Source organism: Psychromonas sp. L1A2, assembly GCF_009828855.1.
In the GTDB taxonomy this organism is placed as follows: domain Bacteria; phylum Pseudomonadota; class Gammaproteobacteria; order Enterobacterales; family Psychromonadaceae; genus Psychromonas.
Window position 1 is genome coordinate 2,339,310 of record NZ_WUAG01000001.1, and the last position, 25,522, is coordinate 2,364,831.

Consider the following 25,522-nt stretch of genomic DNA (forward strand, 5'->3'; position numbering starts at 1 on the left):
ATTTAAGACATAAGTATTAAAAACAGCATAAATGCATAATTAATAATGAACCTTCAATAATCGAAGACCCATTAGTTAAAAGTAAAATAGTTAAAAACGTGCAATTAAAGCTGAAATAACTGAATCACTTTTGCCGACCCAACTCTAAATGAGGGGCTCAACGCATCAGCTTCTTTCATGTGCAATGTTTGATCATGTAAAGTTAACGCATCTTGTGATTTCCATGACTCTATTAATACAAATTGAACTTCACTACCCGTTACTCGGCTCATTTCATATTGTAAACAACCTGATTCAGCTAATACTAAAAGCTTAAGTTTATTGTATAGCGCAATTTGTTGATCTGCTTGTCCAGTCTGAACTTCAATTAATATCACTAATTTTATTTCTCTGTTCATTTCAATCCCTATCTCTTATTTCAAATAAGCTAAACTGTATTATTGATTAATCAATGTGTTCATTCTTGACCCATTTTAGCTGTGTAATATGGGTTATGTAGTGTTAGTTATATAGCGTTAGTTACATAGCCTTAGTTAATGAGCTTTCAACTAACGTGACTTTAATTAACGGGTAGATTCAACTCTGAAGTGCTCAATATTGCCAATGACTGCGCTTCCACTTTAAAGATACAGACTCATTCAATATGAAAAAGCCAATTGGATATAAAAAACTAATTCAATATAAAAAATAATGTTCCGATCGTCATTGCGCCCATCGTATAATTAAACACTTTTTTACGCTTAATCGTCGTTAACCGCTGTGCAATACCGACACCAAGGTAAGCCCATAAACTGATCGCAATAAATCCATTTAAAGCAAAGCACAACATGATCCATAAACCTGATTCAAGGTATTGTTCGCCTGCTAACGTAAAAGTACTGATACTCCCGACACACATTGCCCACGCTTTAGGGTTTACAAACTGAAAACAAGCAGCACCTAATATAGTCATAGGTTTAGTATTTGTTTGTGCGTTATTGATTGAACCAGGATCTGTCGATGCTGTAGTGATTTTCCAAGCAAGCCAGAACAGATAAAGGCTGCCTAATACTTTTAATACATTATAGATATCAGGATAACGTTCGAGCACCGCACCTAACCCCAGTAGAACTGACGCCAATAAACTAGCAATACCTAATAAAATACCAAAGACATGCGGTAATGTCTTTTGATAACCAAACTGAGCACCCGATGCTAATAACATAATGTTATTAGGTCCAGGCGTCACCGACATGACAAAAGCAAATAAAGAGATGGCTAGCAACAAAGAGATATCCATATTAAGCCCCCCTTAATAGCTGGCTAAATAATCTATTGAGTGGCTGACTTAAGAGATTAATTTTCATCTCTTTATTGATATCCGCTTTTAACGCACTTAACTTGTTAACCCAAACTAACTTAAATGAATTTTTACTTAACTCATGTTTAATCTCTTCAGGTGTTTTTCCAATATCTTCAATCAAATACAAAGGCAAATCATTTAATTGCTGTCGGGTCTGGTATTGCCTTATTAATCTACTTATTGTGTTTCTAGTATTCATCACAATCATCCTTTTATTAAACAATTATATAATTCGCTTAGCTGAGGGTTGAAGGCTGAACTAAGCGACTAGAAACCATTGTAGACAAGCTCCATTTTCAATACAGACTCAATTTTATTTAATTTTTAGATACAGATAATTATAATTACTGGCTGTATGTTGATTTTATGACCTATCTGTATGGTTAAATGTTTCAAATATCGTTTAATATAAAACTGTATCCAAAAATAACGACAGGGCATAATGCTAAAAGGGAGATGGAAAATGAAGTTATACGATAAAGTGGCGAATAGTTTACGTGAAAATATACATAGCGGCTTATTTGTTGAAGGCGACAAATTACCTTCTATTCGTCAATTAGTCGCTGAACATAACGTCAGTATCTCCACGGTACAACAAGCTTATCATCAACTTGAAATGGAAGGCTTAATAGAAGCAAGACCAAAATCAGGTTATTTTGTTGCATATAAAACCACAACGCCTACCTTGCCGATCACTTCTCGTCCAGCACAGCGTCCTATTGATGTATCTCAATGGCAAGATGTTTTAGAAGTATTACTCGCAAAAGAAGATGTCTCTACGACTCAATTACAACATGCAATGCCAAACATGAGTGTGCCGAGTTTGAATCCTTTATTAAAAAAAATGTCATCATTAATGCGCCATCAAGTAGCGCTCAGCCTTCCCTATGGCAATATTAAAGGCACATTACAACTGCGAGAGCAGATAGCCAAATTAGCCATTAACTCAGGTTGCGTATTACATCCTGACGATCTGGTTATCACATCAGGTTGCCAAGAAGGTTTATCAGTGTGTTTACGTTCCGTCACAGAACCAGGTGATATAGTGGCCATTGAGTCGCCAAGTTTTTATGGTTCAATGCAAGCGATCAAAGCGGCTAACTTAAAAGCAATTGAAATCCCAACCAATGCAGAAAATGGATTAAGTTTAGCGGCATTAGAATTAGCACTCGACCAATGGCCTATTAAAGCTATTTTAGTCACGCCAACCGCTAACAACCCAATGGGATATAGCATGCCTGAAGCTGATAAAAAACGACTTTATCAGCTCGCTCAAAGTTACGATATCAGCATTATTGAAGATGATATTTATGGCGACATTAGTTACCAATCCCCTCGACCTAAAACAATAAAATCCTTTGATGAAGATGGTCGCGTTTTATTATGCAGTTCATTTTCAAAAACCGTCGCACCAGGAATACGCGTAGGCTGGATTGCACCGGGTCGATATCGCGATAAAGTAACCCATGTCAAATACGTCAGTAGTTCAATGTGTCCGACATTGCCGCAACTGGCTATAGCAGATTTTATTGAATCAGGGGCTTATAATCGCCATACGCGTAAAGTACGTTTGCTTTACAAACAAGGACGAGATCACCTCATTAAATGTATTAAACAATACTTTCCAAAAGATACTCGTATCAGTTTTCCACAAGGAGGTTATGTTTTATGGGTAGAGCTCAACAAAAAGTTTGATGCCGTAAAATTAGCCACTCAATGTAAAGGTGGCGACGTCAGTATTGCACCTGGCACTCTGTTTTCTGCGACAGGAAAATATCGACATTGTATGCGCTTAAACTTTAGTGAAAAAACTGAAATTGAACGTGAGCAAGCTATTGGTAAATTAGGGTTTTACATCGAGCAACAAAAGGAAAATAACCAATAAACTTAATGGGTGTTTTACTAATATTCCGCTATCATGCGTTTCCAAAAATAACGTGAAGTTTGTTTATCGTTAAACCGATTTCATAAGACTATTGAATTAAAACAACAACTGCATAGCTTAAATAAAGCATAGCAGGAATTCTGAAAACTAGACTAAACATGTTTTGAAACAGAGACTAAAGTTGAAGCCTAATCCTAAACAGAGTTCAGAACCTAGTCTCAAAAAAAGACTAAAACGTATATCAAAAAACAAACGAGAAAATAGCGAAAATCGAGCATTTAGCGACATCGAATTTAAAAATAGAATAAAGGCAGCAACGGTAAATGGTTAGTAATTTAAATCACTTAAAAAACGAATATGATCAGCAAGGTTACTTCGTTATACAAAATTATTTTACTGAGGCTGAAATATCAGCATTAAGAGAAACAATACTCATCTTCCATGAGACATGGAAAGTAGATAATGAAACCTTCTTCAAAAAAGAAGCCTTTAACTCTTCATTAATAACTGGAAGCCAATATTTACAAAGCCAAGATCGTTTAAAATTATTTAACTTCATCAGTTCAAGAAAAATGATGAACATCATCAGTACAGTGATAACAAACGATCCCTCTTTTATGAATACACAATTATTTTTTAATCCACAACGTCGCCAACAAGAAAACTTTTGGCACCGTGACTGTCAATACGATCATCATATTGAAGGTCAGAAAAAAGCCATTCAAGATACCCAAGTTGTGCACTTTCGTGTTCCATTATTCGATGAACCCGGTATGGAGTTAGTTCCTGGTTCTCATAAACAGTGGGACACTCAGGAAGAGTTAGATGTTCGCCTTGCAAGAAAACGTAAATTTAGCAGCGATGATCTATCAACAGGAAAAAAGATTCCATTAAAGATCGGTGATTTATTAGTATTCTCAGCCGACATGATCCACCGAGGTCTGTACGGATTAGATCGTTTAGCATTTGATACCTTGATTTTTGATGCTACAGGTGACTTTGTAGACTATGTTGACGACGACTGTTTACCAGATGAAGTTATGTTAGAAAAAATCACCAACCCAACAATATTTAAAAACACGCTTTATTTAAAGTCATTAAGTGAATATTAATCACTTTTGACCGAGGGGCGCGCACTTCAGCTTGCAGGGGTTTTGTGTTGTTTTTTTTTTAGACTTTAACCTTTAACTCAATCTTCAGTTTAAACAAATTGAAGCAACCTAACTCTTTAACCTCAAAATACCAAAATATAAAAATACACACAAAAAAACTGCAGGCTAAAGCCAGCGCCCCAAAACCTTAAACATCATTACACAGTTAATTTTCTCAAATTAGCAGCCACTTTTGAACTTACCCATTTTAGCGTTAATTGCTTTTATTTTTTGACCTCGAAGCGCATGGCGAATTAGGTAAAGCCTAGTGTTATGAGCGGAAGAGCTCTGCGAGTCCTGTTTTCAGCTTGCAGGAGTTTTGTGTTGATCCTTTTATGTTTTGAATTCGGGGCGCATGCTTCAGCTTGCAGGGGTTTTGTGTTGGTTATTTAATCTTAATAAGATTCGTTTGATGCTTAACAATGAGGTATTTAATAAAATCAGATTTAATTTATACCGATTACATTAAATAAGTAATCTAAATTTTACACAAGATAAATGACTTAGTTGAAGGCGTAAATTAAAGCCTTTCGAAGATTAACTTCGTTAATTAATGTGATTGGTATTAGTGGCATTAACAGATTAGATGAATGTACACTTTATAACTTGCATCTGACTTTCTTTACTAACACACAAAAAACTGCAGGCTAAAGCATGCGCCCCAAAATCTTAAAGAGCCTTACAACCATCTTCGTACTTTTGTTGAATATATATTATATTGTTCTGGAAAATGCTGTAATAAATGCGTTTCTTCGGAAAGAATTTGACGGTATAAAGCCATTACACCAATGATAAAACAAAGTAATGAAAATAAAGAAGGTAGCGCAAGAAAAAAAGCAAACTGAGAGAGTGCAATACTCAAAAACATGGGATTACGTGAAAATTTATAAAATCCATCCGTGATGAGTTTCTTAGGACCTGACGGATCAATACCTGAACGCCATTGCTTACCCATTTTAAAATGAATAATAACAGTCATCATAAACCCTAGGGTTAGTAAAATATTACCTAAAAGTACAATACTGAATGACTCTGAAAAGAACAACATACCTAAATAATTATCAACGTTAGGAAGAAACAACCTAGCTAAACATACCATCCAGATAGTGGCTCTAAACACACGAAATGTCATGTGATTCCACCATGTAGAACAAAAGCGCTCTCCGGTGAATATTACCTCTTGTTGATTATTATCTAGATGGTCATTTTGAGAGCCATTTTGTGTGTTATGTTGACTATCATTTCGAGTACTAAGTTGAATACTAGCCTGATTGCTGGACTGCCTATTGATCTGGCGTTTATTAACAAGCACTTTAACCGTGTAAAAAACAGCAACAAAAGTATAAAAAGCAGCTAAGTAAAAGCGTGTAAATTCTGTTATATCTAACTGGTTACCGTAAAATGTCATATTGCTCTATTAACCACGTTTATTCATTTGAATTCGATTTAAACATTGACCACGTCATTTTTTATAGTAAGAAAACACCATATAAAAACGTGTATTTTAATCAAACAGTTGAGTGATTTTTATTATAGTATAAAGGCAATGATAATCCGAATCGACTAGAGAAATTTTATAGAAAATTGAATTTTATTTATAATTACCCCCTATCATTATTCTAATATACCCGTTACTAATCAAGATGCATTATTCAGGCGTTAACTCGAATGCCAAGGCAAGTCGCGAGGCAATCGTTTTCGTTGTTATAAAGTCTGGATTTACCCGTTAGATCTTTACCTTTATGCCTAGAATCTGTTTATCTTACGACTTTCCGATTTTTACACCTTAAATGGTGATGAGTATGTATTTAAAAATTGTCCAATAAAGTAAATACACTAGGATAACGTTAGAGAAGGTCTAAGTTCTAAGCTCTAAAGTTTAAAAGTAAGTAGTAATACTAATTACATTAAATAAGAGATCTAAAATTGGCACAGTAAAAATAGTTTAGGTTATAAGTTGAGATCTTTTTGAAAATTAACTTCGTTAATCGTCTGTCGGAGAATTAACCAAAAGATGTTAACCCTTTAATGGTTGTCCTCTTTACGTACGAGACTTAGAACGAAGAAATAAGTTATTTACTTATGCTCTAAATCCAAGAAGTAAAATAGATCAGCTAATTAGTGTGATTGGTATTAGTTTGATTGGTATAAATTATGAAGGAGCATTTCGCTCAGCAGGTGTTGTTTTAAAGGTTTTATTTATTGTTTGTGGATCGACCTTCATTCTGTGCTGATGGGTTGCTTCAGCCCACCAAACTAATTGACTAAATGTTTGAGAGAAATAATCAAACCAAGCACTTTCCACTTGCCCTTCTTTCATTTCCCCAGCTTCAGTAAAAACATCCTGTGCCTTAGGGACATGAATCATCGATGAAACCGACAAACAACCTAACTCAGAAAGGAAAGATCGCAACCCAACGGCGGCACGCATTCCCCCCCATTGTCCTGCAGAGTAAGTAACAATCGCACTTGGTTTATAGGAAAATAAAGAACTACCAAAATGATTTAATAGATTGCTTAAAGCGGGACTCATTGAATGGTTATATTCAGGACTGATCATGATATAACCATCACTTTCTTGTATTTTCTTAGCGAGTTTATCTAATGCTACTGGGACTTGGCTTTTTGAATAAGAAAAATGCGGTTTAAAAACACTTTCTAATGGATAATCTAAAGCATCAACCAGTTCAAACTCATTATCACCGAATCGACGAGTTAAACACTCAATACAGGCTTTAGCAACTCGGTCACCAAGACGTGCAGGCCTTGGTGGTGTGCTATCACGAACCGTTCCTAAAAAAACCAGAAACTTCATTAATAACTCTCCGTCATGGAAATTACATATCTAGCAATAAATCTATTTCTTCTGATAGAAAACTGTTTTCTAAAAGATAACTGTATTTACTAGATAACGAATAATAAGTGTTTAAATAATAAAGCATAGTAGACATTTAATACTTTTAATAAGTTAGTTGTTTAACTAATCAAACTTACAATAGACAACCTAAAATCTCAATAAAGCACCTGTTTTAATTAAACATCTAATACAAATTTTTGAATAGCTTTTGCAACACCGTGTTCATCATTACTCGCCGTAATATGATCGGCAATAGCCTTTATATCATCAGTCGCATTGCCCATTGCAACACCCAACCCAGCGTATTTAATCATGTGATAATCATTGCCGGCATCACCCATACAGATAACTTGCTCCATAGGAATCGATAGATGTTCAGCAAGCGCTTTAACACCAATGCCTTTATTACTATTTAAATTTAAAAACTCTAAAAAATAAGGAGCGCTTTGCATAATGGTAAACTCTTCATGCAAACTAGCAGGCAACTGTTTAATGGCAGCAGACAGTTTCTCTGGTTTATCGACTAACATTACTTTTAATATCAATTCATCATCCGCTAATTCTTCAAAATCAATCAAGGTAATAGGCTCACCATTAATGTTAGATTCTAGATCTGTATACTCATTATGCGCAGGTGTGATTAAACCTTTTTGATGAGAAAAGGCATGAATATCAACATTATATTGTTGAGCTACTTTAGCTAACTTCTTTGCATCTGCACCCGTTAATATTTGGCTACGAATAATTGTTTCACTTTTTACTTTTTGCACTACAGAAGCGTTGAAACTTAAAACATAGTCATCATCTGAATCCATACCTAATTCTTTTAATGACGGTCTCATACCACTTGTAGGTCGTCCTGACACTAATACAACTCGCACACCTTTTGCACGAGCCGCTGCAATTGCAGCTTTGTTTTCATTCGACATTTCTTTATCTGAATTGAGTAATGTGCCATCTATATCTAAGGCAATTAGTTTGTACATATTGACTCCACTATTTAATTAAGGTGTAAGACATACCTTTTAATATTTTATTTGAATGTTTTGAATGCCAGCTAATAAACTAATTATTCTCTCTTAGTGTTATTAACAAACATTATTCATTAACAAACATTGCTCATTAAGTTTCTTATATAACGAGCTTACTTTATTTAAATGACACGAATTGCGAATGCTGTAACAATTTACATTAAGTTACAGTACGTTACATAACCGCTCCAATTAAAAAACAAAGCAGAAACTAACGATACCGTATCATATAAAAACCTAACATATTAAATCTGTCGAATATTACGTTTCCATTATCCAGAACTGAAGTTATACCGATTACATTAAATAAGTGATCTAAATTTTGCGCAGGAAAAATGACTTAGTCCAAGGTGAAAATTGAGCTAAATGGTTGTTCCCTTTACGAAATTTACAACGAAGAAATAAGTTATTTTAACAAGTAAAATAGATAACTTAATTAGTGTGATTGGTATTAATAACTAAAATAGCGAATAAAACGATGTAAAAAGATACCCAAGCTATGTAAAAATTATTTAAAGCACCCTTCCTCTATCCACGCTAATACATCCCGAGAATCGATAATTTTCCAGTGATGCAAACCCTGCTAATTGACGAACTTTTAAACGTGTAAAAATAGGCGTTGTTAACCCACAAAAAAAGCGCGCTCTCAACACAGCACTATCATGAATCCCTAACTTTTCTGATATTTCAATACACTGCTGTGCAGCATCGTATTGTTGTAATGGTCGTAAACTAGCAACGACAGGCATAATCGCAGGATGTCCTGCACAAACAGAGCAATGCCCACAAGCACTTTGCAAATTAGCATCTGAAAAATACTGTGCTAATTGTAAATTAAGGCATTGATCGCTCGCAAAAAAAGCTAATAAATGATGAATACGTTGAATTTCACTGCTTTCTTTCTGTGAAAATCGTTGCGTTAACTCACCCAATAAATCCCCTGTAATCTGAGATTTATCTACTTTATAGACTTGTGTCATTTGCTTTGTTTGCAGCTCAATCAAACCCTGTTGATCCAAATAGTCGATGGCGGTTAATACTCGACTTCTTTCACACTGATAAGTTTGCTGCATTTTTTCAAAATTGAGTGTACTCCAAGTCCGAGCTTTGTCTGATGTTGCCAATATAGTTTGTACAAATTGCGCTCTTTCTCCATGAAAACGTGAAACCAATTCATTTTCAGGGACTAAAAATTTGTATTTATATTCGGCGTAATAACTATAAGCAGGCTCTATTACTTGTTCCAACTCTAAATAAACAAGTAAGGTTTTTAAGGCTAATAAACGAATATTAGATTGAGTGGAAAGACTGTTCATTACCACTTCCCAATGCCCTTGAGTTTGGTAGATTTCGTTAATAATGAAGTCAATAGCAGAACCTTCCGGAGTATCGGCATACACAAAATTTTCTAATACATTTAAGTTATTTTTGTTTGCTAACACTAAACAATCTGAAGGTTGGCCATCGCGTCCGGCTCTACCAATTTCTTGTGCATAGTTTTCAATGGATTTAGGTAAATCATAATGCACAACAAAACGGATATCGCTTTTATCAATGCCCATACCAAAGGCAATAGTAGCAACAATTAACGGTATTTTTCCACTCATAAATTGTTGCTGAATACCTTGCCTTATTTCAGAATCTAAACCAGCATGATAAGCCGTCGCTTGTACACCTTGTCGTAATAAAGATTCCGCCACTTGCTCTGCCGTTTTCTGTAGCGTCACATAAATAATGCCAGCGCTATGCTGTCGGTCTTTTAACCAAGGTAATAAGGTCGGTAACTTACTCGCTTCATCAACACCGACAACGGATAAGTTTAAGTTACTACGATAAGATCCGGTCAAAGTAATATTGCTAATATCAATATGGAATTTAGCGGCCATATCATGAATTACTTTTGATGTTGCAGTCGCTGTCAATAAAAGGACTTGTTGAATAGCAAACTCTTCACGGTAACTCGCTAACTTTAAATAATCAGGACGGAAATTATGTCCCCATTCACTAATACAATGGGCTTCATCGACCACTAACAATGAAATCGGTACTTTCTTCAAAAAGGCCCTGAAACGTTCGCTGTTAAGACGTTCTACCGAGATAAATAGAATCTTGATCTCACCATTTGCAACACTTTTATAAACCTGTGCAGACTCAGCAGGGCTTTGCATAGACTGAATACTCGCGGCTTTAATCCCCTTACTTTGTAAGAATTCCAGTTGATCTTGTATCAGCGCTAACAAAGGAGAAACTACTAAAGTCAGGTGCGGTAAATGCAATGCAGGAAGTTGATAACAAAGAGACTTCCCTGAACCAGTAGGGAAAATAGCAGCAGCGCTATGGCCGTCAAGGAGCGCTTGAATCACCGGCTCTTGGCCCGGTCTGAATTGATCAAATCCAAAATATTGCTGTAGGGTAGAATACATAAAAAGACCTAAAAAAGGATTAATGCTTATTTATAGCATAGTTAAGATATAGTTGAAGTATAGTTGAGAGTATTTGTATGAATGCCACCTCTACTTTCACCTTGTATGTGGCTTGTTTTACTTTTAAATTACCGTTATTTGTATTAATTATTTTATGTTCTGATTACTAACGTCACACTACTACTTCATATGACTGTCTTGACTAACACACAAAACTCTGCAGGCTAAAGCATGCGCCCCGACACCTTAAAAACTCAAACACCTTTATACGATTAACCTTTTGACTTAACCGTCACTCTCTAACTTACGAGGGTTTGTGTTAATCCTTTTATGTTTTTACTTTTGCCATACTCTTCAGCTTACGAATATTTAATTAACCTAACTCCCTCACGCAAAGCATAAACAACACACAAAAAACTGCAGACTGAAGCCAGCGCCCCAAAACCTTAAAAACTCAAACACCTTTATACGATTAACCTTTTGACTTAACCGTCACTCTCTAACTTACAAGGGTTTGTGTTAATCCTTTTATGTTCTGAATTCGGGGCGCATGGCGAATTAGGCAAAGCCTAGTGTGATGAGCGGAAGAGCTCTGCGAGTCCTGTTTTCAGCTTGCAGGGGTTTTGTGTTAATCCTTTTATGTTTTGACCTTTGCCATACTCTTCAGCTTACGAATATTTAATCTTATCCACTTCTTCGCCCAAAGCATAAACAACACACAAAACTCTGCAGGCTGAAGCCAGCGCCCCAAAACCTTAAAAACTCAAACACCTTTAAACGATTAACCTTTTGACTTAGCGATCACTCTCTAACTTACAAGGGTTTGTGTTAATCCTTTTATGTTCTGAATTCGGGGCGCATGGCGAATTAGGCAAAGCCTAGTGTGATGAGCAGAAGAGCTCTGCGAGTCATGTTTTCAGCTTGCAGGGGTTTTGTGTTAATCCTTTTATGTTTTTACCTTTGCCGTACTCTTCAGCTGACAAATATTTAACCTTATCCACTTCTTCATACAAAGCATAAACAATACACAAAAAACTGCAGACTTAAGCCAGCGATCCGAGACAATTTAAAAGTTTTTAGGTACAAAGTCGAAGCTAGTTTTTTTCGTTATGGTCTAACACTTTCTGCAGCAAGCTCTCTAACTGTAACGTTTCGTCTTCAGAAAGTACTTCAAGCAACGAATTACTCTGCTTATGTAACTCCGGCATGATCGTCTCTACTAACTGTTTACCTTTATGATTTAACTGTACTAACTTACTTCGCTTATCTTCTGGGTTATCTATACGTTCAATCAACCCCGCATCAGCTAAACGTCCTAAAATTTTTGTCAAACCACCCGAACTGAAAAACATACTGCGATATAAAGCAGTGGGAGATAAGCAATAAGGTTCAGGGTTGCGTCGTAATGTTGCTAACACACTAAAGTCAGCTTGTTGTAATTGATACTGTTCAATACAACATTCAATTTCATGTTTGAATAATTCATGAATACGCGTCATTTTTAACAAAGAAAACGAGATAGTGTCAGCACATTCAGGCCAGTTCTCACGAACTTCACGCTGCATTTCTCTCATACTATTTTTTGCACTCATTTTCTTTTACTCTTATTGATATTTTTTAATCATTTGTGCCAACTCTTTATGACAACGTCTTAACAAGAAGATATCTTGCCAGTAAGATAAAATCCACTTATTATCTCACTGGCAAGATAAATAAGAGGTCAAAATGACACAAACTAATAAAAATAAAGTCAGTAAACGCTTAATAGTGACACTGTCATCGATATACGCGGTTTCACCATTTGCAATCGACAGCTATTTGCCCGCCCTGCCATTAATTGCCAATGAAATGCAGGTTGATATCTCAATGCTATCGGTGACCGTTAGCTTATACATTTTTGGTCTTGCGATTGGACAACTCATTGGTGGACCGTTATCAGATAAACATGGTCGCTTACCAATCATGATGTTAGGCCTCGGTATTTTTGCCTTTGCTAGTGTATTGCTCACCACCAGCTCACACATCAGCGAGTTATGGTCATGGAGATTGCTTCAAGCCATTGGCGGTGGCATTGCAATCGTAGGAGTACCTGCCACTATTCGTGATAATGCCGATGGCAGAGAAGCAGCCAAACTGTTTGCCTTAGTATCTTTAATCATGATGATTGCCCCATCGATTGCACCTACCATCGGTAACTTTATCTTATCCATTCATAGTTGGGATTGGATTTTTTACTTTATGGCTGCATTTTCATGCTTAGCTATTTTGTTGGCAAAAATATTTATTCCGCATCAATCCTCTAAACAAAAGAAAGAATTGGCCATAACCGTAGAACGCAGAAAAGGCATTAAATTTATAGATGTGTTTAGACATAAACAAGCAATTGGTTATTTGATTGCACAAGCATTTGCCTTTGCCGTATTAATGACCTTTGTCACTAATTCATCGATGATTTATATGGAGATTTTTAAAGTCAGTACTGACACATTCTCCATGTTATTCGCAGCTAATATTCTTGGTATCATTATTATTAACCGATTAAATACCGTGTTATTAAATAGTTTCGAACCTGCTATTTTATTACGTTGTTTCTTAACCATGCAATTCACGGGTGGCCTTTTATTAGTGTTCTCCAGCTTCTTAGAGCCTAAAAGCTTAACACTCACTGTTATCGGCTTTATTATCATGATCAGTGCTAATGGTGGGGTTATGGCAAATTCGAATGCTTGTTTTCTGAAGTATTTTGGAAAAGATGCCGGAACAGCCTCTGCAGTATTAGGCGCTTTTCAATGTACGATGGGTGCTACGATTAGTGCATCAGCCGCTTTTATTAGTATGGGTTACTTACAACCTGTCGCGATCATCATGTTGATATCGTCAAGCATTGCGCTAACAGCGGTCATTCGCAGTAATAAACAAGCGCGATTAGCAGATGAAATTGAATCTACAACATAGAAGGTTTACATTATTTTTTGTTGTAAAAAATCACAGAGCCATGACAGAGCTATAGCAGGGTAATAACAGAAAAGAGGCTAAAAAAAGGCAGGATTTCTCGCTTTAGGAAAATCTCCAACTTGAATAATAGTACCAACACGCCTCTCTACTCATTAAAACTAGCCATACTCTATATTGTTCAACCTTAATTTTTTTATATCGGCTGAGTCAATCCATTATCTTATTAAATTGAACTCAAAAAATGACCGTAATAGATCTTTTCACCCACAAGCGATTCTAATTCTTTTGTGCTCGGTAAGTTTGGCCATTTTAGCGCAGTTGATTTAACGGCTTGTTCATTAATCCAAGTCAGTTGCCAACAGACTTGATCTGCAACATCTGTTTTTTGCAGTATATCGTAAGATGTAATCACCTTTTCATCAGCATTAATTTCATTAAAAATTAAAAGACTAAGTTCGATCACTCTTGGAATATTGTGTTTTTCTACTTTAAATATAGCGACTTCGTAACAAAGACTCATACACTTCCTTTCACAGATAAAATAAATGTGACAAATAATATGTAATTAACCAATGATTAAGCACGCACTTTAAACATAACAAGAAGCAATTTAAAGTTATCAGACGATAATTAACTCAATCAGACATTATTTAAAATTATCACACATCATCTAAAATTATCACACAAAGAAATGAATGCCTTTTTTCCTCTGTTGTTGCTTTCTAACAACATATTAACAGGTGATAATGCTTTATTTAGACCTTGATAACCGTGTGTAATTTTATTTACAGCTTCTTCATCTAAAGATTTGTAGGCCATAGACCAATCAGTAAACGCACGTTCTTTAATATTTCCTTCATAAAACACACCTGCACTGGTATGTCGCAGATCGTCACAAATAGTTTGAAACAACGCTTTAACTGTGGCTTTTTCACCTTCCAGTATTTGCATGATCTCCCTGTCATGATAAATCAACAAACCAGTGATACCGAGTTCCTTATTTTTGATTCGGGATTTTATTAAAATATCCATTAGCTCAGCTTCCGATAAGCATTGAGGTGCCACACTGGTATAAAGTAATTCAAACATAGTTAATCCAACCTATTGATAAAGTTTTTAGATAATTAAATTAACTATAGTCTGTTAAAACAATAATATACAAAAAGTAGTATTTAAATTAACAAAATTTATTCATAGCTCTCTAATGGAAGCCTACATAGTTCTCTAATGGAAGCCGATTTGAGCCACTAAAAAGTATGTTACCTATTGGTATATTGGCCGGTTCTGATCGACTCATCGTTTACACCTACTGCTAATAAATAAGCAGCACCCCATTGAACAGAATCGGCACTAAAGGCTAATTATTTTAATCCTAATGCAGTTAGATAACCTAGCCCCTTAAGCGCATGATGATTGTTTCTAAACGAGAGTTGAAAATGATAATACGTTTTATGGCTTTTACCGATTTTGATGATACTGCTCAAATACATCAATTAGCATTTCCAAGACAAAACCTCTCATTTGAATAGTTGCAATGCAATTTAAATGCAGCTCCTCAAGCTTTAAACTTTGTAGCGGTAGTTAATAACCATATCCTTGCTTATATTATTTGAATTCAAAAAAGTGGATTTCGTTCCGAAGCACTAATAGAACTGGAGCAATTGGTTGTTCACTACTTTTCCCTACTTTTCGCATAGGCAAACAACAAGTTACACGTGTAAATCTTACAACCCCCTCTGTACTTATTGCATGTAACTTATAGAAAGAAATTATTTAATCCTTTTATATCAGTCAATTAAAAGTGGAACAGTAGTTGCACCTCTAATGTTGGTGATATTGAGTCTAGGGCTTATCTAGCCCTAATTACTAGGAACAATATAAGTAACTAGAAGCAATAACTAAACTCACAATAACTAAAGTAAGCATTATTTTTAATGATATAAACCTAATCTTAAAACCTAGCAGGAGATAAAATGAAACAGACATTAATTATTGGCGCAAGTGGTCAAATTGGTAAAAAACTCACACAATTGATGCTAGATAACAATCAACATGTGGTTGCACTTGTACGCGATAAAAGCAAACTATCAGATATTCATGATGACAAACTATCAATTATTGAAGAGGATCTTAACAAAGACTTTGAACATGCTTTCAAACACTGTGAAAATGTTGTTTTTGCGGCGGGCTCTGGCGGTCACACTGGCGTAGATAAAACCATACTGATAGATTTATGGGCAGCCTGCAGAGCAGCCGATTATGCAAAAAATAACGATGTGAAGCATTTTACTATGGTCAGTTCGATTGGTGCAGACGCACCATCAGAGGGGCCTGAAAATATGCACCCCTATTTAGTGGCAAAACACATGGCAGATGAACATCTAATACACAGTGGCTTACATTATTCAATTATACGCCCGGGATCGCTCACCAATGACACAGGTAAAGGCAAGTTTACTAATCAGCGACCAGAGCAAAAAGAACAAGCCACAATCACGCGCGATGACGTGGCTAAAGCACTGTTATTTTCTGTGAAAAATCCACCTAAGAAAAGCACTATTACGGAAATTTTTAACGGTAGTAAAAGTATTGATGAAGTATTACCTTCATAAGTCTTCATACCTGTGATAGCTAAATATCCATTATTTAGTCAATAAGCAGGCAATAAGGTAAAACAGAGTGATATTGAGGGAGTCGTTATATTAAGGCTCTCTCAACAATGGCAACATAAAAGCTATATAGTTAATCGTTATAAGGTGTATCAGATAATGATAATTGTGATTGACGAGATTGAGTCATAATAGACTACCTCCTAAATATTCAAATAGTTGGGTGTCCAGATCTTTCTTTGTTTGTTAGCACTACTTTTCAAGTTCAGACATAAATTCAATTATATCCTTAACTGGATGCGCTAGGCCTAATTCAATAATTCTATAAATCCCTTCTTTGAAGCTATCTCCATTTTCTTCTACATCCATGAATGAATGTACCTCAATCGAAGATTCAAGATTACTAAACATCATTCCAACTAGTTGACCTGTCTGCGTACTTACCAAAGGACTTCCACTAAAACCTTTAAGTGATGGAAATGATAACTCTGTAATTGATTTAGCTTCAGGGTGATCAGACTTATCACTAATTGAAACTATGTAACCTTTTAGTAGCCTAGCTTTTACTTCTACATTCTCGCCTACTTTACCAATATTATTAAACCCAAAAACTCTAACGTCTTGACCCAAAGATAATTCAACATTTTCTATAGGAAAAGTTGAATACTTATGTGTTGTAGGGAAAACTCCCATGGCAAAATCAAACTTAGGATGCTCTTTAATGTTTGATATAGGTAATATTTGATTACTAACTAAACATTTACCAACTAATACTTCATCATCTTGCACCATCTGAATTATGTGACGGCAAGTTACAACTTTACCTTTGTCACCAACATAGAAAGCAACTCCTGCATATCTATCGATTTGTAGGTTAACATGGCCTTTATTTATGCTTTTTTTAGCAATTAATAGCGGTATTTGAAAATCACCAAAATTCATACTTTCTCCAGTAGTGCTAACGAGGCTGTAGAATTTCTCATTTTCAGCCTGTTTATTTTAAATAAAAATGACAGTAGCTTACATTTACTTGAGATTAAATAGATTATTTTGTTTTTGTTAACTAATTGATTAAATTGAGTCATAAATGGGATTAGAGGGCTAAATATGCGGGATTTATTGAGTTAATGGCAATGCCATTGTAGCCTTGAATAGTGCCTTGGAAAGTGCTGGACACCCATCACCTTTACATCCTAAAGCTTTGATTTTATTGTAATTAACTAGTGGGTATCCAATGAATGCCAAAATTACGGACATCCATCGACTTAAACCATCAAACATAATCCTATTTCCATTATTAAAACGGTAACCTAAAAATTTTTGATAGTAGAAAATCATAAATTAAGAGAAGTTTTCGCAAATAATGACTTTTTCAGGTATGACTGATGTTAGCCGCTGCTAATAGTGTGTTTATTTTGTTTTAAATAAAAAATACGCGACTTAATGCAGCCGTAATTGGTTTTTACTGGCTATCCAACGTTTGCCTGTGTTACCTGCATAAGCAGCTAATGCTTCTAAAGAGCCCACCGCTCCGTGATAATCTTTTCCAAAACTACTCGCCAATGATAACCAAATATCATTTTCTAAGCCTAATGTTGATAATAACCTAGGCCGTTGGCTTGAAATAGCCCCCCGTTTATCTTCTCGAATAATACGGCCACTCCAATCGACAAGCTCGATGTAATCTAATAGTGAAAATGGAATACTCTGCGTATCATTTTGATTTTCATCACCAATAAAGCCAAACAGTGGTTTCTTATGATATAAATCTGACGGTTTGTCTTGTTGTTGGGCAACACCAGCTTTTTTGCAAGGTAATAGGCGCTCATAAGCTGATGTATATTCTGATGTTTCAACGCTAGTTGCCATTTTGGCGCGAATTGGATTTAGGTCGACATAGGCCATACAGGTTAATAACGCATCTTCGTCTAGTAATGCTTGAGACTTGAATCTTCCCTCCCAGAAACGACCTGAACATTCATCTTCTTTATTCGCTTTGCGCGCAATGAATTCATTTAAACAGCGCATAAACCATGAAATATCAGCTAATCGCCCTCTCCACCCATTAATAATAGTTAATGCGGCTTTATTTTCTGCTTCTGAGGTGGTTTGCTCGGATTGCCAACGCTCAACTAATACAGGTTTTGAATAGAGCTGACACCAACGCTCACAAACTTCTTCATGCGTTAGGCTTTCATTATGTTGCTCATCTATGTGCAATACCAGGTGATAATGGTTGGACATGATAGCGTAAGCGCAGATATCAATATTAAAAAGAGAAGCGAGGTAATGCATTCGCTCAACAACCCACTGACGGCGATGTTCAAAGGATTTTTCGGTGTATTTATCTTCACCACATAAGTAAGCTCTACGAACACAACGCGAAACACAGTGGTAATAAGGTGTATCAGATAATGATACTTGTGATTGGCGAGATTGAGTCATAATAAACTACCTCCTAAATGCAAAAATACGCATTTATAAAAGATAGTTTAACTATCGCAATTATTCAAATAGGTGGGTGTCCAGATCTTTCGTTTTGGTGTATTTATCTTCACCACATAAGTAAGCTCTACGAACACAACGCGAAATACAGTGGTAATAAGGTGTATCAGATAATGATACTTGTGATTGGCGAGATTGAGTCATAATAAACTACCTCCTAAATGCAAAAATACGTATTTATAAAAGATAGTTTAACTATCGCAATTATTCAAATAGGTGGGTGTCCAGATCTTTCGATAACGCATCTTCGTCTAGTAATGCTTGAGACTTGAATCTCCCCTCCCAGAAACGACCTGAACATTCATCTTCTTTATTCGCTTTGCGCGCAATGAATTCATTTAAACAGCGCATAAACCATGAAATATCAGCTAATCGCCCTCTCCACCCATTAATAATAGTTAATGCGGCTTTATTTTCTGCTTCTGAGGTGGTTTGCTCGGATTGCCAACGCTCAACTAATACAGGTTTTGAATAGAGCTGACACCAACGCTCACAAACTTCTTCATGCGTTAGGCTTTCATTATGTTGCTCATCTATGTGCAATACCAGGTGATAATGGTTGGACATGATAGCGTAAGCGCAGATATCAATATTAAAAAGAGAAGCGAGGTAATGCATTCGCTCAACAACCCACTGACGGCGATGTTCAAAGGATTTTTCGGTGTATTTATCTTCACCACATAAGTAAGCTCTACGAACACAACGCGAAACACAGTGGTAATAAGGTGTATCAGATAATGATACTTGTGATTGGCGAGATTGAGTCATAATAAACTACCTCCTAAATGCAAAAATACGCATTTATAAAAGATAGTTTAACTATCGCAATTATTCAAATAGGTGGGTGTCCAGATCTTTGTCCAACAGTTCGTTTTGTTGCGGTTAAATCGACAGAGCAACAAGACATTCAATCACTACAACGGATTGCTGAACGATTGGTAAAAACAAGAACGGGTGACGTGAATCAGTTAAGAGGTTTATTATCTGAGTACGGCGTAGTGGTTGGAACGGGTATCACGACTTTGATGAACGCAGTACCTGATATCGTTGAAGATGCGAATAATGAATTAACGTCGATAGCACGCAGTTTTATCCTACGTATTTATCGTAATATACAACGAATAAGTGTTCAAATTGAAGCAGTAAAAACAGAGTTGTTCGACCTAATTAAAGACAAAGATGAATATGCATTGTTACAAAGCATACCAGGTATCGGGCCAATTATTTCAGCCGCTTTAATGGCATCAGTCGGTGATGCGGGGGCCTTTAAAAATGGCAGGCAGCTAGCCGCTTGGATTGGCCTAACACCCACACAATATGCTAGTGGTGAAACAAATCGAATGGGTAAAATAAGTAAGCGGGGCAATAGTTCGCTTAGAAAGTATCTAATTCATGGTGCGCGCACGGTACTGAACTGGTGTGAGAAAAAAGACGATGTATTGAGTTGTTGGCTGAAAACGCTAAAAGAGCGAATGCATGGGTGTAAAGCAGTGGTTGCTTTAGCGAATAAGCTAGCCAGAATAATTTGGTCGGTATTAACGACTAAACAGCCCTTTGATGTGACTAAAGCTTGTGCATGATAAAGCACAATGAACAGATAGAATATGAAAAACGATTTAATTAATCCACCACCCTAAACGGTAATAAGCATTGATGATTTAAAACGGTTTGTCTTACTCGGAACCTCAGCTGGACTTCTGCCTTTTAAGGCATAATGGGTGCAAAGGCGAGTAAGACTTCTTCTGGAATTCAGGAGGGCGCGGCTTCCCATAAAGTAGCCATTAAGACGCCGGATATATGTCAAGAAACCGTTATCTCTATGATGTAAAGAGCAGTTTAGACAAAGGTGATTTATCGACTAAAACGATCCTGTACAAAAGACAAGTTTAATCAGGAAAACACCCCTTTATTAATAAGGGTGACGAGTCTTTTGTACGTAATCAATTATTAAACAGAAAATAAAAATCAATCTAATCTTGATTTACAAAGAGTGACCATATATGTCCAGATCTTTCGTGAGTAAACCAACCTCAAACGGGCTTGTCCAACACCCGAATAAGGTGTCGGCTGCGCGACACCTATTCTTGTTTGTTAGCTGTGTTGCACGCGTAAAGTAGAGAATTTATTACAAAGTGAATGATACATTGCTTTTTTATATGCCTCTTCACTACCCTTTGGAGGAAACCATGATAAACCAGCATCAATTGCAGCCAAAAAACAAAGCGAGTTAATAGCTGCGATCGTTTTATAAAAATTTATTGCAGTACCATAATCTGAATCATCAAATGAACCATGTGCAATTCCATTTCTATTAGTTTTATCTTCGTGAGGATATGTACTTGATTCCGAATAGAGGTTATTTACTAAAAAGAACTCAAATGAATCGATCATTGATTCCACCTCTTCATACGCACCAAGTTTTTTACTAACAACTTCATCTTTACAGCTTTTGCATATATTTTTAATAGTCTGTTTTACATGCTTATGATGCACACCCCGTTTAATAGCTAATTTTCTTGAAGCCCCTTCTATGACAGGAATTAAAGTCGCTACGGCTGAATAATGTAATCCCATAAAATGAGCTTCGATACCATTATCCAATATATTTATATAATCTTTAATAAACGGAGTTTTAGAATATTTTTCAATAAATAAGTTAGCCAAATTATTCTCGGAATATATTGGCGAGAGGATATTTTCCAATTCTAGCTGTGTTAAATCAGCCTCATTTTTTATGTTTGCACCAAGTATATTATCCATTTCTCCCATAGTTACATAAGGAGGAATGAACCAACCAATTTTTTTAAATTCAGTTACCCAAGAATCAAGACTACCCATTTAAATACCTTATACAGCTAACGCCGCAATAAGCGGACTAAAATGGTGGGTTATAATGTGTAGCGAAGCGAAACGTAACCCACTGTTTTAGTTCCGTTTAATTGCCTTGTTATAACACGTTAAGATGCAGTTATTTCTTTAACATTATACGAAAATTTATCTTCAGAATTACTGCTGAATATTTTGACAGATAAGTGTTCATCATTAACTACATGGAGTTGATTGGCGTAGAATTTAGCCCTTGGAAAGCTTCTATAGTTCGCAAACTTATCGTCCAATTTACTTATACCACTGCTATTAACTAAGTATAAATCGTTTATAGACTCAGCGATTACACCAAAAACTGACGAGCTAAAATATAATTCTTGATTATTATTTGGTATATCAATCGTTGTTAATATTTCACCTGCTCTGTTGAGCACATTATTACCTGAATCAATATAAAGTATCTTGTCACCTAGATAAATACTAGATAAAACATCTGCTTCACCAATTTTTTTAACCGTTTCAATTGAAGGCTTTTGTTGCTTCAATTCAACAATTTTCGCCCAGAATTCTTTTTCAGTTCCATTAAACTCACTCTGTTTTATAAGTGGTTCATAGTTGACAAATTTTATACCTGATTTTGTATTTGCTATGAGCCTATTTCCTAACCAATCAAGATTGTTACATGGCTCGGTAATTATACTTTTAACGTCTTTATCGTTTATATATTTTCGTTCAGGCGCTACTGATAATACGCCATCATTTCCAGCTGCAACTGCAATACGGTTATGTGACCCAGGCGCTAACTTAAAAGATGCGGCATCAATTATCTTATTAATTTTGCTCACTCCATCAATTGATCCATTTTCCCAATAAAAATCAAAGTAAGAAACACCATTTGATGAAGAAAAATAGAATCTATTATTATAAATGCTGATGTCAGATGGCCATTCATTAATGTTTAGTTCATGCAGTTTATGCTTTTTAATATCATTTTCAGTAACTTCAAATATCTCTTGATGTTTAAGTACTATTGAAGAGGAGTGACCCAACAAATACCTTTTAAATTTTAATTTTTCAAATAGTGTTTTATTAGCAAGGAGTTCTTCACATATTTTATCCCAAGAATATATAGACAGTTTAAAATCGGCATCAATTAAGAACAGAACACCTGAATAAATGTAAGATTCAATATAATCGCCACAAATGTTAACTGTTAATTTTTGACCTAGCATTAATATTTACCTTGTTCAATTCTGACTGCATCTCTCTTACTTACTATATTTTTAACCACCCAATCTTTAAGGGTTCCTTTAGGTGGAATATCAAAAGCTTTTGGTGACACGGGATAACCATGCCAAATACCTTGATCAACTTTAAACTTTGCTATAAATAAATCATTATTAATATCACGACCTATTTTACAAAACTCGGGATCAGCAGACCATAAATTATCTTTGTTACACTTCCATTCATTCATTTTTGCATCATGAAATAAAGTTAATTCTTTCCATTCAGGGATAGTCCACTGACTTTTTTTGTTTATCGGTAATCCCCCCCGATGTTGATGATTTACAACGTAACCTTTAAATAGCAAATTTATCTCCAGTAATGTAAAAGTGAGCGTTATAACGCCGCACTAAGCGGACTAAAATAGTGGGTTAAAATGTGTAGCGAAGCGAAACGTAACCCACTGTTTTAGTTCCGTTTAAGTGTCTTGTTGAACGAAGCCGCTGTGCGGCAGAAAAACAAAATACCAATAACGTTCATACTTATATTTATATCACTTTTCGGTGATATCTAATAGGAGTATAAGCGATGAACACCTCAGAGCAACAACACTTTAATCTTTTATATCAACAGCATTTGACCAACCTAACACTGCAAGGCATGAGACCTGCCACGATTGATGCCTACTCTCGTGCAGTACGTAGGATAACTACCTTTTTTGACCGCACACCTGACACATTAACCAAAGCAGATTTAAAGTGTTACTTTGCACAACTCATTCAAACTCACTCGTGGAGTACCATTAAATTAGACCGAAATGGATTACAGTTTTTTTATAAACATACTCTCGATAGACAGTGGGAATGGCTCAATATTGTCAAACCACCACAAGTAAAACGCATTCCCGACATCCTCACGCCACAACAAATTGGACTGATAATTAGCCACACTCGTGCATTGCGTTATCAGGTGTTTTTTCTTGTTTTGTACAGCATGGGATTACGCTTAAGTGAGGCCCTTGATTTGACGGTGAACGACATTGATAGCCATACCATGCAAGTGCATATTCGCGAAGGTAAAGGAGGTAAAGACCGTTTACTCCCTTTACCCAAACGAACACTTTCTGCATTACGTTGCTATTGGTCAACGCATCGTCATCCGCAGTTGTTATTTCCAAGTATTGGTAAAAACACACAAGTGCCGATGGATAAAGGCAGTGTGCAGAAAGCGTTGAAAAAAGTGATGACTGAATTGGGTATTAATAAATCTATCAGTCCACATTCATTACGACATTGCTTTGCAACTCATCTCTTAGAGCAAGGTATTGACCTACGCTCCCTGCAAATACTATTGGGACATCACAGCCTGAATACGACAGCGAAATACACACAACTCACTCCACTCAAACAAAAAGATAATGTCACCGCCTTGAACCAGTTAACCGAAAGGTTATCAATTCAATGGGAGGCATCATGAGCCAATTTATTGCACTACTTGAGCGCTATCAAGCACAACTGGAGCAACAATATGGTGGATTGTTGAATCAAGATATTCGTCGCGCTATCACTGATATGCTGCACTGTAAAAACGATGTAAATCGAACGACCCAATGGCATTGTGGCCATTGTCAGCATGACCAACAACTCCCAGCATCTTGTGGGAATCGAAGTTGTCCACAATGTTTGCATCAAACAACTTCAAATTGGTTAGCTAAACAGACCGATAAACTATTACCCGTACACTATTTTATGGTCACCTTTACGCTACCCTATCAATTGAGAGTACTGGCTCGTCAACACCCCAAAGCACTGTATCAATTGATGTTACAAGTGACGGCGGGCATATTAAAAGACTTTGCCAAGCGAGAGAATAAAGGCAGTTTAGGGTTTACTAGCGTATTACACACGCATAATCGGCGACGTGAATGTCATCCTCATGTGCATATCATTGTGCCCTGCGGACGTTACGATACGACAAAGAAACAATGGCACAAAAGTGATGCAAAATATCTGTTTAATGAATTTGCACTCGCTAAAGTATGGCGGGCAAGAGTCATTGATGCGATTAATCACAGCGCTGAGTTAACCATGCCCACTGACACGCCTAAAAAATGGATGGTCGATTGCCGTAAGGTCGGATTTGGTGCCTCTGCTTTTAAATACTTATCACGTTATCTGTATCGTGGCGTGTTACCCGATAAAGACATTATTAACCTCTCCGAGGAAATGGTCACATTTAAGTATAAAGAAAGCAGCACTAATATGACTAAAGAACGTACTTTACCTGTGCTCGAATTCTTATGGTTAATCTTACAACACGTGTTACCAAAAGGTCTGCAGCGGGTGAGGGATTATGGGTTTTTAAGAGGTAATGCCAAACAACTGCGACTACAAATATTGCTGATATTGGGGAGCGACATAAGCACAATGGCGACACCAGTAAAACGCAAGCGTGCTATCTGTATTTGCCCATGCTGTCACCATGAAATGCATTTTATGGGCTTAAGTCGACTGAGAAACTAATGCGTGAAAACGTACGGTCTTAAACAGATCATTGACACAAATAAAAGATTAACAAGCCAGAGAGGTGATATGGCATTCAACATATAAAATATAACATACTGATATAATTGAGGTATCAATTTTATATTAGCGAGACTCGCCTTAAAGAAAGTTGAATTATTGAGCCAGCCCAAAACCCATTCCACTATT

The 25,522-nt window shown here is 36.1% G+C and carries 24 protein-coding genes; 7 read left to right on the forward strand and 17 right to left on the reverse strand.

The annotated features are described in order from the left end of the window. Positions 1-104 precede the first annotated feature (104 nt). From GQR59_RS09870 to GQR59_RS09880, 3 genes are all read right to left on the reverse strand, one after another. Entirely contained in the window at positions 105-398 is a 294-nt protein-coding gene (locus GQR59_RS09870) for a putative quinol monooxygenase (RefSeq protein WP_160062065.1), read from the reverse strand. Between the two features lie 272 nt (positions 399-670). Then, positions 671-1,279 carry a LysE family translocator gene (locus tag GQR59_RS09875; protein ID WP_160062067.1) on the reverse strand — a complete coding sequence of 203 codons (609 nt, stop codon included), beginning with the start codon at positions 1,277-1,279 and terminating at the stop codon, positions 671-673. Between the two features lies 1 nt (position 1,280). Then, positions 1,281-1,541 carry a hypothetical protein gene (locus GQR59_RS09880; protein ID WP_160062069.1) on the reverse strand — a complete coding sequence of 87 codons (261 nt, stop codon included), beginning with the start codon at positions 1,539-1,541 and terminating at the stop codon, positions 1,281-1,283. Between the two features lie 264 nt (positions 1,542-1,805). Between GQR59_RS09880 and GQR59_RS09885 the strand changes: the two genes are divergently transcribed. Continuing rightward, entirely contained in the window at positions 1,806-3,227 is a 1,422-nt protein-coding gene (locus GQR59_RS09885; protein WP_160062071.1) for an aminotransferase-like domain-containing protein, read from the forward strand. 323 nt (positions 3,228-3,550) lie between these two features. After that, positions 3,551-4,339, forward strand: a complete 789-nt coding sequence (locus GQR59_RS09890) for a phytanoyl-CoA dioxygenase family protein (RefSeq protein WP_160062073.1) — start codon at positions 3,551-3,553, stop codon at positions 4,337-4,339. 718 nt (positions 4,340-5,057) lie between these two features. Here GQR59_RS09890 and GQR59_RS09895 read toward each other — a convergent pair. From GQR59_RS09895 to GQR59_RS09915, 5 genes are all read right to left on the reverse strand, one after another. Next, positions 5,058-5,786: a methyltransferase family protein gene (locus GQR59_RS09895; protein WP_160062075.1), complete on the reverse strand. Its 729-nt coding sequence runs from the start codon at positions 5,784-5,786 to the stop codon at positions 5,058-5,060. A 744-nt stretch (positions 5,787-6,530) separates the two neighbouring features. Then, on the reverse strand, positions 6,531-7,193 hold the full coding sequence (locus GQR59_RS09900; RefSeq protein ID WP_160062077.1) for an NADPH-dependent FMN reductase: 663 nt from the start codon (positions 7,191-7,193) through the stop codon (positions 6,531-6,533). A gap of 218 nt (positions 7,194-7,411) precedes the next feature. Continuing rightward, positions 7,412-8,221, reverse strand: coding sequence for a sugar-phosphatase (gene yidA, locus GQR59_RS09905; RefSeq protein ID WP_160062079.1), 810 nt, complete (start codon positions 8,219-8,221; stop codon positions 7,412-7,414). A 557-nt stretch (positions 8,222-8,778) separates the two neighbouring features. Then, positions 8,779-10,689: a RecQ family ATP-dependent DNA helicase gene (locus GQR59_RS09910; protein ID WP_160062081.1), complete on the reverse strand. Its 1,911-nt coding sequence runs from the start codon at positions 10,687-10,689 to the stop codon at positions 8,779-8,781. Between the two features lie 1,094 nt (positions 10,690-11,783). Beyond that, entirely contained in the window at positions 11,784-12,281 is a 498-nt protein-coding gene (locus GQR59_RS09915) for a MarR family winged helix-turn-helix transcriptional regulator (protein WP_160062083.1), read from the reverse strand. 133 nt (positions 12,282-12,414) lie between these two features. Here GQR59_RS09915 and GQR59_RS09920 point away from each other — a divergent pair, with 133 nt between their 5' ends. Next, positions 12,415-13,644 (forward strand): multidrug effflux MFS transporter, encoded by a 1,230-nt coding sequence (locus GQR59_RS09920; protein WP_160062085.1) that lies wholly within the window; start codon positions 12,415-12,417, stop codon positions 13,642-13,644. 223 nt (positions 13,645-13,867) lie between these two features. Here the strand turns inward: GQR59_RS09920 and GQR59_RS09925 are convergent, their stop codons facing one another. Then, positions 13,868-14,164 carry a hypothetical protein gene (locus GQR59_RS09925; RefSeq protein WP_160062087.1) on the reverse strand — a complete coding sequence of 99 codons (297 nt, stop codon included), beginning with the start codon at positions 14,162-14,164 and terminating at the stop codon, positions 13,868-13,870. 146 nt (positions 14,165-14,310) lie between these two features. Then, entirely contained in the window at positions 14,311-14,733 is a 423-nt protein-coding gene (locus GQR59_RS09930) for a BLUF domain-containing protein (RefSeq protein WP_160062089.1), read from the reverse strand. Positions 14,734-15,617: 884 nt separating this feature from the next. On the opposite strand from GQR59_RS09930, the gene GQR59_RS09935 reads away from it, so the two are divergent. Continuing rightward, positions 15,618-16,256: an SDR family oxidoreductase gene (locus tag GQR59_RS09935; RefSeq protein ID WP_160062091.1), complete on the forward strand. Its 639-nt coding sequence runs from the start codon at positions 15,618-15,620 to the stop codon at positions 16,254-16,256. A 249-nt stretch (positions 16,257-16,505) separates the two neighbouring features. On the opposite strand, the gene GQR59_RS09940 is transcribed toward GQR59_RS09935, so the two are convergent. From GQR59_RS09940 to GQR59_RS09955, 4 genes are all read right to left on the reverse strand, one after another. Continuing rightward, a complete protein-coding gene (locus GQR59_RS09940) occupies positions 16,506-17,195 on the reverse strand; it encodes a S1 family peptidase (RefSeq protein ID WP_160062093.1) in 690 nt (229 codons plus the stop codon). Positions 17,196-17,693: 498 nt separating this feature from the next. Next, positions 17,694-18,698, reverse strand: a complete 1,005-nt coding sequence (locus tag GQR59_RS09945) for a transposase (RefSeq protein WP_160062095.1) — start codon at positions 18,696-18,698, stop codon at positions 17,694-17,696. A 60-nt stretch (positions 18,699-18,758) separates the two neighbouring features. After that, the gene (locus tag GQR59_RS09950) at positions 18,759-18,902 is read right to left on the reverse strand and encodes a hypothetical protein (RefSeq protein ID WP_442966184.1); all 144 of its coding nucleotides are present in this window, start codon (positions 18,900-18,902) and stop codon (positions 18,759-18,761) included. 60 nt (positions 18,903-18,962) lie between these two features. Then, the gene (locus GQR59_RS09955) at positions 18,963-19,526 is read right to left on the reverse strand and encodes a transposase (protein WP_160062097.1); all 564 of its coding nucleotides are present in this window, start codon (positions 19,524-19,526) and stop codon (positions 18,963-18,965) included. Between the two features lie 17 nt (positions 19,527-19,543). Between GQR59_RS09955 and GQR59_RS09960 the strand changes: the two genes are divergently transcribed. Beyond that, complete coding sequence (locus GQR59_RS09960; protein ID WP_160062099.1) at positions 19,544-20,338, forward strand: IS110 family transposase; 795 nt, start codon at positions 19,544-19,546, stop codon at positions 20,336-20,338. 511 nt (positions 20,339-20,849) lie between these two features. On the opposite strand, the gene GQR59_RS09965 is transcribed toward GQR59_RS09960, so the two are convergent. The 3 genes from GQR59_RS09965 to GQR59_RS09975 all read right to left on the reverse strand — a co-directional run bounded on the left by GQR59_RS09965 (position 20,850) and on the right by GQR59_RS09975 (position 23,178). After that, positions 20,850-21,596: a hypothetical protein gene (locus GQR59_RS09965; RefSeq protein ID WP_160062101.1), complete on the reverse strand. Its 747-nt coding sequence runs from the start codon at positions 21,594-21,596 to the stop codon at positions 20,850-20,852. A gap of 119 nt (positions 21,597-21,715) precedes the next feature. Beyond that, positions 21,716-22,816: a hypothetical protein gene (locus GQR59_RS09970; RefSeq protein ID WP_160062103.1), complete on the reverse strand. Its 1,101-nt coding sequence runs from the start codon at positions 22,814-22,816 to the stop codon at positions 21,716-21,718. Then, positions 22,816-23,178 carry a hypothetical protein gene (locus GQR59_RS09975; protein WP_160062105.1) on the reverse strand — a complete coding sequence of 121 codons (363 nt, stop codon included), beginning with the start codon at positions 23,176-23,178 and terminating at the stop codon, positions 22,816-22,818. Before GQR59_RS09975 ends, GQR59_RS09970 begins: the two co-directional genes overlap by 1 nt. A gap of 221 nt (positions 23,179-23,399) precedes the next feature. Between GQR59_RS09975 and GQR59_RS09980 the strand changes: the two genes are divergently transcribed. Both GQR59_RS09980 and GQR59_RS09985 read left to right on the forward strand, forming a co-directional pair. Continuing rightward, a complete protein-coding gene (locus GQR59_RS09980) occupies positions 23,400-24,287 on the forward strand; it encodes a site-specific integrase (RefSeq protein ID WP_160062107.1) in 888 nt (295 codons plus the stop codon). Then, positions 24,284-25,333, forward strand: a complete 1,050-nt coding sequence (locus GQR59_RS09985) for an IS91 family transposase (protein WP_160062109.1) — start codon at positions 24,284-24,286, stop codon at positions 25,331-25,333. Before GQR59_RS09980 ends, GQR59_RS09985 begins: the two co-directional genes overlap by 4 nt. Positions 25,334-25,522: the final 189 nt, after the last annotated feature.